This window comes from Rhodococcus sp. Z13_19A (assembly GCF_058133575.1).
This window is the reverse complement of the sequence record NZ_JBYUNN010000001.1, coordinates 73,916-86,039: the sequence shown is the minus strand read 5'-3', so window position 1 is coordinate 86,039 and position 12,124 is coordinate 73,916. Positions and strand designations below refer to the sequence as shown.

General features: G+C 75.2%; 12 protein-coding genes. 8 read left to right on the top strand and 4 right to left on the bottom strand.

Features of this window, described 5'->3' with window-relative positions; genetic code table 11:
- Positions 1-38: 38 nt before the first annotated feature.
- Together manB and AC3YNX_RS00405 are read left to right on the top strand one after the other, a co-directional pair.
- Positions 39-1,115: a mannose-1-phosphate guanylyltransferase gene (gene manB / locus AC3YNX_RS00410; protein ID WP_489994281.1), complete on the top strand. Its 1,077-nt coding sequence runs from the start codon at positions 39-41 to the stop codon at positions 1,113-1,115.
- A 13-nt stretch (positions 1,116-1,128) separates the two neighbouring features.
- Positions 1,129-2,049 (top strand): DNA-3-methyladenine glycosylase family protein, encoded by a 921-nt coding sequence (locus AC3YNX_RS00405; protein WP_489994280.1) that lies wholly within the window; start codon positions 1,129-1,131, stop codon positions 2,047-2,049.
- A 16-nt stretch (positions 2,050-2,065) separates the two neighbouring features.
- Here the strand turns inward: AC3YNX_RS00405 and AC3YNX_RS00400 are convergent, their stop codons facing one another.
- Genes AC3YNX_RS00400 through cofD form a run of 3 tightly spaced genes read right to left on the bottom strand, consistent with a single transcriptional unit; the run spans position 2,066 to position 4,987 of the window.
- Entirely contained in the window at positions 2,066-2,620 is a 555-nt protein-coding gene (locus AC3YNX_RS00400; protein WP_489994279.1) for an NUDIX hydrolase, read from the bottom strand.
- 13 nt (positions 2,621-2,633) lie between these two features.
- The gene (locus AC3YNX_RS00395; RefSeq protein ID WP_489994278.1) at positions 2,634-3,986 is read right to left on the bottom strand and encodes a coenzyme F420-0:L-glutamate ligase; all 1,353 of its coding nucleotides are present in this window, start codon (positions 3,984-3,986) and stop codon (positions 2,634-2,636) included.
- Positions 3,983-4,987, bottom strand: a complete 1,005-nt coding sequence (gene cofD, locus AC3YNX_RS00390) for a 2-phospho-L-lactate transferase (protein ID WP_489981786.1) — start codon at positions 4,985-4,987, stop codon at positions 3,983-3,985. Before cofD ends, AC3YNX_RS00395 begins: the two co-directional genes overlap by 4 nt.
- A 725-nt stretch (positions 4,988-5,712) precedes the next feature.
- On the opposite strand from cofD, the gene AC3YNX_RS00385 reads away from it, so the two are divergent.
- A complete protein-coding gene (locus tag AC3YNX_RS00385) occupies positions 5,713-5,973 on the top strand; it encodes a WhiB family transcriptional regulator (protein ID WP_206518262.1) in 261 nt (86 codons plus the stop codon).
- 5 nt (positions 5,974-5,978) lie between these two features.
- The gene (locus AC3YNX_RS00380) at positions 5,979-8,231 is read left to right on the top strand and encodes a hypothetical protein (protein WP_489994277.1); all 2,253 of its coding nucleotides are present in this window, start codon (positions 5,979-5,981) and stop codon (positions 8,229-8,231) included.
- Here AC3YNX_RS00380 and AC3YNX_RS00375 read toward each other — a convergent pair.
- The gene (locus tag AC3YNX_RS00375) at positions 8,146-8,688 is read right to left on the bottom strand and encodes a metallopeptidase family protein (RefSeq protein ID WP_489994276.1); all 543 of its coding nucleotides are present in this window, start codon (positions 8,686-8,688) and stop codon (positions 8,146-8,148) included. The two genes, AC3YNX_RS00380 and AC3YNX_RS00375, sit on opposite strands and share 86 nt — an antisense overlap.
- 72 nt (positions 8,689-8,760) lie before the next feature.
- Between AC3YNX_RS00375 and AC3YNX_RS00370 the strand changes: the two genes are divergently transcribed.
- From AC3YNX_RS00370 to AC3YNX_RS00355, 4 genes are all read left to right on the top strand, one after another.
- Positions 8,761-9,168, top strand: coding sequence for a DUF3499 domain-containing protein (locus AC3YNX_RS00370; protein WP_127783828.1), 408 nt, complete (start codon positions 8,761-8,763; stop codon positions 9,166-9,168).
- A gap of 130 nt (positions 9,169-9,298) precedes the next feature.
- Positions 9,299-10,660 carry a phosphomannomutase/phosphoglucomutase gene (locus AC3YNX_RS00365; RefSeq protein ID WP_489994954.1) on the top strand — a complete coding sequence of 454 codons (1,362 nt, stop codon included), beginning with the start codon at positions 9,299-9,301 and terminating at the stop codon, positions 10,658-10,660.
- A 129-nt stretch (positions 10,661-10,789) separates the two neighbouring features.
- On the top strand, positions 10,790-11,017 hold the full coding sequence (locus AC3YNX_RS00360) for a Trm112 family protein (protein ID WP_127783827.1): 228 nt from the start codon (positions 10,790-10,792) through the stop codon (positions 11,015-11,017).
- Complete coding sequence (locus AC3YNX_RS00355) at positions 11,014-12,090, top strand: tobH protein (RefSeq protein ID WP_489994275.1); 1,077 nt, start codon at positions 11,014-11,016, stop codon at positions 12,088-12,090. Before AC3YNX_RS00360 ends, AC3YNX_RS00355 begins: the two co-directional genes overlap by 4 nt.
- The last annotated feature ends 34 nt before the right edge of the window (positions 12,091-12,124 follow it).

The following is a 12,124-nucleotide window of genomic DNA, read 5'->3' as shown; positions in this document are numbered from 1 at the left end:
ACGACTCGCCGCAACGACGCGGCCACGGAGGGACACGCATGGCACCGCAGGAGACCGACGCCGTCATCTTGGTGGGCGGCAAGGGCACCCGGCTCCGACCGCTCACCATGTCTGCGCCCAAGCCGATGCTGCCCACCGCCGGGCTGCCCTTCCTGGCGCACCTGCTCTCCCGCATCAGGGCCGCCGGGATGCAGCACGTGGTGCTGGGCACCTCCTTCGAGGCGCAGGTGTTCTCCGACTACTTCGGCGACGGCTCATCGGTGGGCCTGGAGATCGAGTACGTCCACGAGGTGCAGCCGCTGGGCACCGGCGGAGGCATCCGCAACGTCGCCTCCGCGCTGCGCCACGACACCGCCATGGTCTTCAACGGCGACGTGCTGGGCGGCACCGACCTGCGCAAGGTGCTCGACACCCACCGGGCCAACCGCGCCGACGTCACGCTGCACCTGGTGCAGGTCTCCGACGCCCGCGCGTTCGGCTGCGTGCCCACCGACGACGACGGCCGGGTCACCGCCTTCCTGGAGAAGACGCCCGACCCGCCGACCAACCAGATCAACGCCGGCTGCTACGTGTTCAACCGCGAGATCATCGAGGCCATCCCGGCCGGGCGCGCGGTGTCGGTGGAGCGGGAGATCTTCCCCGCGCTGCTCAACGACGGGGCACGGGTGTTCGGCCACGTCGACTCCGCGTACTGGCGCGACATGGGCACCCCCGAGGACTTCGTCCGGGGCTCGGCCGACCTGGTCCGCGGCATCGCTCCCTCGGCCGCCCTGCCGGGCACGCCAGGGGAGTCGCTGGTGCTGCCCGGCGCCCGGGTCGACCCCACCGCGATGCTCGTCGGTGGCACCGTGGTGGGCCGCGACGCCGTGGTCGGCGCCGGTGCGCGGCTGGACGGCGCCGTGCTCTTCGACGGTGCCGTGGTGGACGCCGGCGCCGTGGTGGAGCGCTCCATCGTGGGCTTCGGTGCCCGCATCGGCGCCCGTGCCCTGGTGCGCGACGGCGTGATCGGTGACGACGCCGTGATCGGCGTGCGCTGCGAGCTGCTCCGCGGGGCTCGCGTGTGGCCCAAGGTGGAGATCCCCGAGGGCGGCATCCGGTTCTCCACCGACGTGTGATGGGTGCGCCCGGATGACCGTCACCACCACCGCGCCGGTGTGGCAGTGGCGCCCGGACTTCGTGGTCGACCTCGCGGCCGCCCTGCGCCCGCTGCGCCGCGGCCGGGGTGACCCCAGCCAGCGCCAGGTGGGGCCGGTGCACTGGCGGGCCAGCACCACCCCGGACGGGGCGGCGTCGGTGGCGGTGGCCGTCCGGGCCGACGGCTCGGTGCGCGCCCAGGCGTGGGGGCCCGGGGCCGACTGGGCCCTGCGCCAGCTGCCCGCGCTGCTGGGTGCCGACGACGACCCCCGCGACTTCACCAGCCACCACGACCGGGTGGCTGCCGCCCGCCACCGGCTGCCGCACCTGCGCCTGGGTGCCACCGGTGTGGTCTGGGACGTGCTGCTGGCCGCGGTGCTGGAGCAGAAGGTGACCTGCGCGGAGGCGTTCCGCTCCTGGCGAGAGCTGGTGTGGCGCTTCGGCACAGCCGCCCCGGGCCCAGCGCCGGAGGGACTGCGGGTGCCGCCCACGCCGGAGGCCGTGCTGGCCGTGCCCGACTGGGAGTGGCACCGCGCCGGGGTGGACCTGCAGCGCCGCCGGACGCTGCTCGCCGCCGCCTCGGTGGCCCACCGGCTGCCGCACGCGGTGGAGCTGGGCGGCCGCGCCGGCCGCGACTGGCTGCGCCTGCTGCCCGGGGTGGGGGAGTGGACCGCCGCCGAGGTCGCCCAGCGCGCCTGGGGCGACCCGGACGCGGTGAGCTTCGGCGACTTCCACCTGGCCACCATCGTCGGCTGGGCCCTGGCCGGGCAGCCGGTGGACGACGACGGGATGGCGCAGCTGCTGGCGCCCTACGCCCCGCAGCGCCACCGTGCGGTGTGCTACCTGTTGGCCAGCGGAGCGCCGCGGCCGCGCTTCGGCCCCCGGCTGAGCCCGCGCAACTTTCGCAGCTGCTGAGCAGGGCGTGCGGTGGCTAGCGGGCGGCGACCCGGGCCAGAGCCAGGCGCACCAGCTCGCCCACCGTGTCCTCCTCGGAGCCGGCCGGCAGCGCGTCCACCGGCCACCAGCGCAGGTCCACCGACTCCGAGCTGCGCACGATCTGCGCACCGGGCGCGGCGTGCACCAGGAAGCGGACGTCCAGGTGGCGGGTGGGCACCCCCAGCGAGCAGGTGATCGGGTGGGTGTCCAGGTGCAGCACGTCCGGGTCGATGGTCAGCGCCGGCAGCCCGGACTCCTCCTGCGCCTCGCGCAGGGCAGCCGCGGCCAGGGTGGCGTCGCCCGGCTCGCAGTGCCCGCCCAGCTGGATCCAGCGGCCCACCTTGGGGTGCAGGGTGAGCAGCACCTGCGTGCTGTCGTGGCTGAGCACCAGGGCCGAGCCGGTGAGGTGGCCCGGGGCGCAGGAGCGCTGGCAGGCGTCCTCGCGCGCGGCCAGGAACGCGAGCATGGTGTGCCGCAGGGCGCTCTGGGCCGGGTCGGGGGTGAGCCAGGCGCCGAGCTGGGCGACGGCGGCGGCGTGCAGGTCGCTCACCGCAGCACCAGGGTCACCGCAGCACCAGGGCGGTGTCGGGGTCCTTGGCCGGGCGCACGTCCAGCGGCTGCACCGGGTGGCCCACCGCGATCGCCCCGAGCGGGCGCCAGTCGGCGGGCAGGGCCAGCTCGGCGCGCACCAGCTCGGGGGTGAAGATGGTGGAGCCGATCCAGCACGAGCCCAGCTCCGCCGCGGCCAGCGCCACCAGCAGGCCCTGCACGGCGGCGCCCCCGGCCACGGTGAACATGGTCTCCTCGGCGGCGGTGCGAGCAGCGTCAGGGTAGGTGTGCGCGCCGTCGGGCACGGCGAAGGCCAGCACCACCTCCGGCGCCTCGCGCAGCAGCGAGCCGCGGCCCACCCGCCGCTCGATCGCCGCCTGGTCCAGGCCGTCCGCGGCCAGGTCGGCGCGCCAGGCCGCGGCCATCGCGTCGAGCAGCCGGGTGCGGGCAGCCGGGTCGCGCAGCCAGACGAAGCGCACCGGTGCCGTGTGGTGCGGCGCGGGGGCGGTCAGCGCCGCGCCGACGGCTCGGCGCAGCACGGCCGGGTCCACCGGCGCGGCGGTGAAGCTGCGCACCGAGCGCCGCCGCAGCAGCGCCTCGGCCCGGCCCTGGGCCAGCGCCTCGGCGGTGCCCAGGGAGAACATGTCGTCCACCCCGCCGCGCACCAGGTCCGCGGCGGTGGAGCCGTCGTCGACGGGGGAGTAGCCGCGCAGCACCGCCACCGGCACCCCGCCGAGCTTGCCCTTCACCAGGTCGGCGGCAGCGGCGATCTCGTCGGCCACCGCCACCTCGGTGACCACCAGGTCGTTGCCGTGCGCGTCGCTGCCCCCGGCGTAGGGGTGCAGCACCCGCAGCCCGGCCGAGCCGATCGCGGCGTCGGTCTGGCCCACCCGCCAGGCGCGGCCCATGGTGTCGGTGACCACCACGGCCACCGTCACCCCGAGCAGCTCCTGGAGCGTGGCGCGCAGCCGCGCGGCACTGGCGTCGGGGTCCACCGGCAGCAGCGCCAGCTCGGTGACGGCGACGTTGGAGCTGTCCACCCCGGACGCCGCCTGCACCACGCCGATGCGGTTCTGGGTGATCAGCGTCCGGCCGCGGCGGGCCAGCACCCGCACGGCCTCGGCCTCCACCAGCTCCCGGCGCAGCTCGTCGCGCTCCTCGGGGTCGGTGGGTGCCGGCACCAGGCGCCCCTCCACCTTGGAGAGCACCTTGCTGGTCACCACCACCACGTCGCCGTCCACCAGCCACGGTGCGGCCGCGGCGAGGGCGGCAGCCAGGTCGTCGCCGGGCCGGAACTCGGGCAGCCCGGGCACCGGCAGCAGCCGCAGCTCGCCGGGTCCGGCGTGGTCGACGACCGGGGAGGTCACAGCGAGACGCCGGCCAGCTCGAGCGCGGCTCGGGCCATCTCGGCGGTGGCGGCCCGGTCGGTCATCAGCAGCGGTGCGGCCCGCACCGCCACGCCGGGCACGTCCGCAGACTCGCCCTCGGCGATCAGCCAGCCGTCCAGCAGCCCGGCCGCCGAGCGCGCGCCGTAGTGCCGGCCCACGGCCTCGGCGGTGGTGTCCACCCCCACCACGGACAGGCAGGTGTCGGCCATGCCGCGCAGCGGTCGGTCGGCCACGATCGGGGAGATGCCCACCACCTTGGCCCTGGTGGTGCGCAGCGCAGCGCGCAGTCCCGGCACGGCGAGCGCGGCTCCCACGCTGACCACCGGGTTGGACGGGGCGATCAGCACCGCGTCGGCGGTCTCGATCGCCTCGAGCACTCCCGGGGCGGGGGTGGCCTGCTCGGCGCCCACCTGGACGAAGGAGTGGGTGGGGACCTGGGCGCGGTAGCGCACCCACCACTCCTGGAAGTGGATGGCGCGGGTCTCTCCGTCGGTGGGGTCGTCCACCACCACGTGGGTCTCGCAGCGGTCGTCGGTGACCGGCAGCAGCCGGATGCTGGACTTCCACCGGGTGCACAGCGCCTCGGTCACCGCCGACAGCGGGTAGCCGGCGCGCAGCATCCGGGTGCGCACCAGGTGGGTGGCGATGTCGCGGTCGCCCAGGCCGAACCAGTCGGGGTCGGCGCCGTAGGCGGCCAGCTCCTCCTTGACCGTCCAGGACTCGTCGTGCTGGCCCCAGCCGCGCTCCACGTCCACCCCGCCGCCCAGGGTGTACATGCAGGTGTCCAGGTCGGGGCAGATCCGCAGGCCGTGCATCCAGACGTCGTCGCCGACGTTCACCAGCGCCGTCACCTCGTGCCGGGCGTCGCCGCCGGCTGCATCCCCGCTGCCTCCCGGGCCGGCCTCCAGCCCGAGCAGCGTCTCCACACCCTGCAGGAAGCGTGCTCCGCCGACCCCGCCCACCAGTACCGTCACCTTCACGGGGAGCCAGCCTATTCCGGGCCGGCGCGGGCGCCGTCGCGCGGTTGCGGCCAGCGGCAGACAGCGGCCTTCAGCGCGAGAGCTGCCCACCCGAGCTCCGGCGTGGCCGTCACGGAGAGTGACACTCGCCGAGGCCGGTGATCGTCGTCCTCGCGGCCTCAGGCGGCCCTCGGGCAGCCCTCGGGCGCCGATGAGCCAGCCGGGTGTCCGCGGTCGGCCAGCGCGGGTGGGCGGCACGAGGACACTCCCCCACGACGCCGGGCGCTCGGCGCTCGCCCAACGGCGCTGGTCGAACGGGTGCGGGGGCCGAGGGCAGCCGATAGTGTGCTCGGCCAGGGGTGCTGGGGCGGACCGCGCGCCGCCGGGGAGCGGGTGGGGAGCGCTGGCCGGGCTCTGACCGGCCGGTTGCTCGACCAGGGCGCGCGAGCGGGAGCTTGTCCGAACTGCCAGAATGACGAAGTTCACATCGTGTCGCCGACCAGCAATGTCGGAGGGCGGTGGTAATGCGCCCAGCCTTCGGCGCTTGACCCTCGGGACGGCGTCGGGTCTAATTACAGGAGTGTTATTACCGGCCGGAACGCAGCCGGAACAGGGCGTCACCTGCATCAGACGCGAGCTTGACCGATGAACTACTGGGGGAAGACGTGCTGAAGGAGGCTGGCGTGCCAGAGCTGAATGGGTATACGAAGCGTGAGGGTCGCGCACTTTCTGTTGTGCCCGATGCGATGGACATGCTCTTCGCTGCCGACCCGGGGGCTGGGGATCTCGACGAGCAGTGGCAGGAGCGGGCCCTGTGCTCGCAGACCGACCCCGAGGCGTTCTTCCCCGAGAAGGGTGGCTCCACCCGCGAGGCCAAGCGGATCTGCACCGGGTGCGAGGTCCGCGACGAGTGCCTGGAGTACGCCCTGGCCCACGACGAGCGGTTCGGCATCTGGGGTGGACTGTCCGAGCGTGAGCGTCGCCGGTTGAAGCGCAGCGCAGTCTGACGCCGGTGACTTCCGGCGAGGGCAGCGACGGTCCAAACCTGGTGCACCCCACGGGTGAACGGCGTGCGCCGGAGGGGAGCCCCGCGCGCCCCGCCCCCCACTTCCGTGACCCGGCCCGTGCCGCCCAGCAGCAACAGGCCGATCGTGACCGCGCCACCGAGCGCGAGGCGGAGCAGGAGCGCGCCACTCTCGACTCGCGCGCCCGCCGCACCCTGATCCACGCCGTCACCGCCCCGGTGACGCTGCTGCTGGTCTTCCTCGTCGGCATGACCTTCGCCGTCAACCGCAGCCGCATCGGCGCCGCGGTCTCCGGCGGTGCGCTGCTGCCCACCCCGGACGGCAGCACGACGCTGCTGCGCAGCTACCTCGACGAGTGGCACCCGGTCGCCGGCGGCACCTCCTCGCCCGCAGCTGCGCTCACCGGACTCTTCGGCCTGCTCGGGGTTCCCTTCGGTGGCGCCGCCCTGGCCATGGCCGTGGTGCTGCTCGCCGCCATCCCGCTGGCCGGCCTGTCCGCCTACTGCGCCACCCGCTCGTCGGGGCTGAGCCCAGCGACTCGGGCGGTGCTCGCCGGCATGTGGGCGCTGCTGCCGGTCGGCACCGCGGCCATCGCCGACGGCCAGCTCGACACCGTGTTCACCTTCGTCCTGCTGCCCGTCGTGCTCGCCGGGGTCGTCAGCGTGCTGCGCGGTGCCCCCGCCGCCCTCGACCGCCAGGGGCGTCCCACCGCGCGCTCGAGCTGGCTGGCCACCACCGCAGGCACCGCACTGGGCCTGGCCGTGCTGGCCAGCGCCTCCCCGGTGATGTACGTGCTGGTGCTCGTGGTGGTGCTGGTCGGGTTCGTGGTGCTGCGCACGGTCCCCGGCACGGCGCTGCGCCGGGCCTTCTCGCTCTTCTTCGTCATCCTCCTGCCGGTGGGCCTGCTGCTGCCCTGGCCGGGCGTGCTGCTCAACCACCCGGCGGTGCTGCTGCAGGGGGTGGGCTCCACCCCCGGGCTGGCCGACTTCTCGCCCACCCAGCTGGTCACGCTGGGTCCCGGCATCACGTCGGTCGCTGGAGCGCTGGTGCTGCTGGTGGCGGTGCTGATGATCATCGTGGCACCCACCTGGCGGATGGTGGCCGGGCTCGCGGTGGCCGGCCTGGGGGTGGCCGCTGCGCTGGTGATCGCCGCGCAGCGCTACGCCCGCCTGCCCGACGCGGCCGCCGTGGCCGGCAACGCCGGCCCGGCCGTGGTGCTCACCGCGCTGGGGCTGTTCCTCGTGGTGATGGCGGGCCTGCAGGCCCAGCGGGACCGGCTCGAGCCCGCCGCCCGCACCAGCCCCATGCTCGGGGTGCTCGGCCTTGCCGTGGTGGCCCTGCTCGGCGTCGGCGTGGTGCTCGGCGGCTCGCAGGGCGACGTGCGCGCCCGCCAGGCCCCGCAGCTGCCTCCCGCGATCGCCGCCGACTTGACCGCGCAGCGGGCGCTTGTGCTGGTGACGGCCGACGGAGACCAGCCCGCACGGCTGTCCTCGCCCGCGCTCCCGCAGCTCGGGGACAACGACCTGGTGCCCACCCCCGACGCCGCCGCACGGGTGGTGGGGTGGAGCGCCGCCATCACCGGAGGCGGGGAGAACAGCGTGGCCGCCGCAGTGGCCGAGGCCGCCGCGTCGGGGGTGGGCGCCGTGGTGCTGCCCGCCGGCTCGCGGCTGGGCAGCGGCGCCCCAGCTCGGCTGCTCTCCGAGGCCGGCACCACCAGCGACGGCCGCAGCGTGTTCCGGGTGCGGCTGCCCGCCTACGGCGCCAGGGTGCTCGAGCCCGCGCTGGCCACCGCGGCACGCACGGGCGATCAGCCGCCGGGGGTGCAGGGCAGCACCGACGTGGCCGCACGCGGCACCACCGAGGTGCCCGCCGCACCGCCCGAGCTGGGCGTGAACGTCTCTGCCGGTCCCCAGGGGCGACTGCTGGTGCTGGCCGCCAACACCGAGCCGGGCTGGGACGTCCGCATCAACGGCACGCTGGTGGCGGTGGCTCCGGCCTACGGGCACCTGGTGGGCGTGGCGCTGCCGGACACCGCCAGCGAGATCACCGTGCAGCGCTCGGACACCCTGCGCAGCGTCCTGCTGCTGGTGCAGGGCGGCGTGCTGCTGTTCACCCTGCTGCTGGCGATCCCGCCGCGCCGCCGGGCCGTGCCGGTCAGCCCTGCGGGGGATCCGACGGGTCCTCGTCCTCGTCCTCGCCGTCCGGGTCGATGGTCGCTGCGTCGAGGCCGAGGTAGGTAGCCACCTGCTCCACGAGCACCTCGTGGATCAGGTCGGTGAGCTCCTCGGGCTGCTTGGCACGCAGCTCCAGCGGCCGGCGGAACAGCACGATGCGGGCCCGCGTCACGTCCCCGCGCCGGTCCACCCCGGCCTGCACCAGCCGGGCCAGCGGCACCGCCGCGTCGGCGATCACCTCCGGCGGCCAGGAGGTGGCGGCCGGGTCGTCCCGACGCACTCGCGCGATGTCCACGGCGCGCACCGGCGGAACGTCGTCCACCGCCACGTCCAGCGAGCGCAGCTGCTCGTGCCAGCGCTGGTTGATCGGCGCCAGTGCCGCCAGCACCAACCCGTCGAAGCGCTCGGCCCGGGTGCGCCAGGCTGGGACCGTGGTGGGCAGGATCGGGCCGCGCACACCACGCCCGCGCAGCTCCGCTCGCCGCGCTGAGCGCCGCACCCGCGGCAGTGGTCGGGACGCCATGTGCAGCAGAGTACGCAGTCCTCCGGCGAGTCGAGCCCGGCCCGCGCGGGCGGTGGGGCTAAGGTCGCCGCCGTGAGGTCAACACGTCGGTGTTCCCGGCCCGGGTGCACAAGTTCCGCAGTTGCGACGCTGACGTATGTCTACTCCGACTCCACCGCTGTCGTCGGGCCGCTGGCCACCAACGACGAGCCGCACTCCTACGACCTGTGCGAGACCCACGCCACGCGGCTCACCGTGCCGCGCGACTGGGAGGTCGTCCGCCACGTCGGCGGCTTCGCCGCGCAGGGCCCGGACGACGACGACCTCACCGCGCTGGCTGAGGCCGTGCGCGAGGCCGGCCGCTCCGGCTCCGCCCCGCAGCCCCGCTCGGGGGAGGCGCGCGGCTCCGACACCGGCGGCCGCTCGGAGCAGCACCCCAGCGCCGAGGCCACCACCGGGCGCCGTGGGCACCTGCGCGTCCTGCCCGACCCCAACGACTGACTCGGCCGACCAGACTTACCAGTTACGCTGTGCCGGCGCAGGATCGGCGCCGACCGGCGCCGCAACGCAGCAAGTCGAGCAGCACAGCAAGCAAGAGCAACAGAGTGGAGCGTGCGTGAACGACCAGGTGCTGGCCGACCGGACCGAGCTGCTGGCGTCGGTGGTCAAGGCCTACGACGTGCGCGGCCTGGTCGGGGAGCAGCTCGACGCGGCCCTGGTGCGTGAGCTGGGCGCCGCCTTCGGACGGCTGGTGCGCGACGCCGGCCGCGTCGTCGTCGGCCAGGACATGCGGGCCTCCTCTCCCGAGCTGGCGGAGGCCTTCGCCGCCGGCGTGGTGGCGCAGGGCCTGGACGTGGTGCACGTCGGGCTCGCCTCCACCGACCAGCTCTACTTCGCCTCCGGGGCGCTGGACTGCCCGGGGGCCATGTTCACCGCCAGCCACAACCCGGCCACCTACAACGGCATCAAGATGTGTCGCGCGGGGGCCAAGCCCATCGGGCAGGACACCGGCCTGGCGCAGATCCGCGCCGAGGCCGCCCAGCAGGTGCCCGACCTGGACGTCGCGCCGGGCACCGTCAGCCACCAGGACGTGCTCGCCGACTATGCCGCGCACCTGCACGGGCTGGTCGACTGCTCCGCGCTGCGCCCCATGACGGTGGCCGTGGACGCGGGCAACGGCATGGCCGGGCACACCGTGCCCGCCGTGCTGGGCGCGCTCCCGCTGCAGGTGCAGCCGTTGTACTTCGAGCTCGACGGCACCTTCCCCAACCACGAGGCGAACCCGCTGGACCCGGCCAACCTGGTGGACCTGCAGGCCCACGTGCTGGCCACCTCGGCCGACCTCGGGCTGGCCTTCGACGGCGACGCTGACCGGTGCTTCGTGGTGGACGAGCGCGGCGAGCCCGTGTCCCCGTCCGCGGTGACCGCCCTGGTGGCCGCCCGCACCCTGGCGGCGCAGCCCGGTGCCACCATCATCTACAACCTGATCACCTCCCGGGCGGTGCCGGAGCTGGTCACCGAGCTGGGCGGCACCGCGGTGCGCACCCGGGTGGGGCACTCGTTCATCAAGCAGGAGATGGCTGAGCGCGGCGCCGTGTTCGGCGGCGAGCACTCCGCGCACTACTACTTCCAGGACTTCTGGTGCGCCGACTCCGGCATGCTGGCCGCGCTGCACGTGCTGGCCGCGCTCGGTGAGCAGGACCGCCCGCTGTCGGAGCTGATGGCCCAGTACGAGCGCTACGCCGCCTCCGGCGAGGTGAACTCCACCGTGTCCGACGCGGCCGCGGCCACCGCGGCCGTGCGCGAGGCCTTCGCCGACCGCGCCGTGTCGGTGGACACCCTCGACGGGATGACCGTGGACCTGGCCGACGGCGCCTGGTTCAACCTGCGCGCGTCCAACACCGAGCCGCTGCTGCGCCTGAACGTGGAGGCTGCCGACGCCACCGCGGTCGCTGCGCTGCGGGACGAGGTGCTCGCGATCGTGCGGGGGTGACTACGGTGTTCGGTGGACCCCGGGTCGCCGCACCGAGGTGGCCGGAGCGAACCACTGGACCCGACCGACGGACGGTGTGCAGCACGCATCCCGTTCCCTGTTGCCCGCACGAGGAGAGGACGGCTGACCATGGCTGTTTCGCTTGACCCCCAGCTGATGGAGATCCTCGCCTGCCCCTGCCCGGAGCACGCCCCGCTGCGGGCCGGCTCGGCCACCGACCCCGACGCGGACGCGCTGACCTGCACCAGCTGTGGTCGCACGTTCCCGGTGGTCGACGGCATCCCGGTGCTGCTGCTGGACGAGGCGCTGCACCCCGAACCGGGCCAGCCCCGGTCGGCTGACCCCGCGACCTCATGACCGCCTCCGGCGCCGCTGCTCGCGCGCTGGCTCCCGCCGACCTGGACGACACCGAGCGCCTGCTCGCTGCCGACGCCGACGGGCGCCTGCGAGGTGCGGCCTCGGCCGGGGCCTCTGTGCGGGCCGTCGCCGCCGCGGTGGCCGAGGGTGCCCTGGCCCGGCTGCAGGGCGCCAGCGTGCGCAGCGTGGTGCTGCTCGCCCCGCGCGGGCCCGCGCGCCACGCCGCGGAGTGGCTGCAGGCCCTGTGTGGTGACAGCAGCACCGTTCCCGTGGTGGTCGCCGCCCAGGCACCGCGCTGGGTGGGCGCGTTGGACGTGGTGGTGGTGCTCTCCGACGACCCCGGCGACCAGCAGCTGGCGGAGTCGGTGGGGCGCGTGGTGGGCCGAGGCGCCGAGCTGGTGCTCGCCGCGCCCGAGGAGGGGCTGCTCGCTCCCGCGGCGGCCGGGCGCGCCCTGCTGCTGCCGCCCCGGCTCCCGCTGCCGCAGGGCATGGGACTCTTCCGCTTCGCCGCGGTGGGCCTGGCCGTGCTGGGCGCGCTGCGCGTGCTGGCGGGCCCCGACCTGGAGGCCCTCGCCGACGAGCTCGACGCCGAGGCCGGCCGCAACCAGCCGGGCACCGAGGTGTTCGCCAACCCGGCAAAGCTGCTGGCGCTGCGCTGCGCCGGGCACCGCCTGGTGGTGGCGGCGGAGCACCCGGCGGCGGTGGTGCTGGCCGGTCACGTGGCCACCTCGCTGCTGCGCAACGCGGCCGTGGTGGTCGGTGCCGCCGAGCTGGCCCAGGTGCTGCTCTCGCGGCGCCACGGCCCGGCCGCGGTGGCGACTCCGGTGGTCGACCCGATCTTCCACGACCCGGACCTCGACGGGCCCCTTCCCGAGCCGCCCCTACGGGTGCTGCTGCTGGGCACCGCGGAGGAGGAGACGCGCCTGCGTGCGCTCAGCGAGTCGCTGCCGGACGTCGAGCTGGTGCTCGGCACGCTCGACGACGGCCCGCTGCGCCACCACCCAGCGGCAGAGCTGCTGCTGCTGGCCGCGCGGTGCGAGACGGCCGCGGTGTACCTGGGGCTGGCGAGCTGAGCCCAGGGACACCACCAACCGGCAAGGCGAGGGA

Coding starts and splice junctions, on each gene's coding strand:
- AC3YNX_RS00360 (WP_127783827.1), top strand. CDS start 10,790: ATGGCTGTTTCGCTTGACCCCCAGCTGATGGAGATCCTCGCCTGCCCC.
- AC3YNX_RS00355 (WP_489994275.1), top strand. CDS start 11,014: ATGACCGCCTCCGGCGCCGCTGCTCGCGCGCTGGCTCCCGCCGACCTG.
- AC3YNX_RS00405 (WP_489994280.1), top strand. CDS start 1,129: ATGACCGTCACCACCACCGCGCCGGTGTGGCAGTGGCGCCCGGACTTC.
- AC3YNX_RS00375 (WP_489994276.1), bottom strand. CDS start 8,688: ATGGCGTCCCGACCACTGCCGCGGGTGCGGCGCTCAGCGCGGCGAGCG.
- AC3YNX_RS00385 (WP_206518262.1), top strand. CDS start 5,713: ATGGACATGCTCTTCGCTGCCGACCCGGGGGCTGGGGATCTCGACGAG.
- manB (WP_489994281.1), top strand. CDS start 39: ATGGCACCGCAGGAGACCGACGCCGTCATCTTGGTGGGCGGCAAGGGC.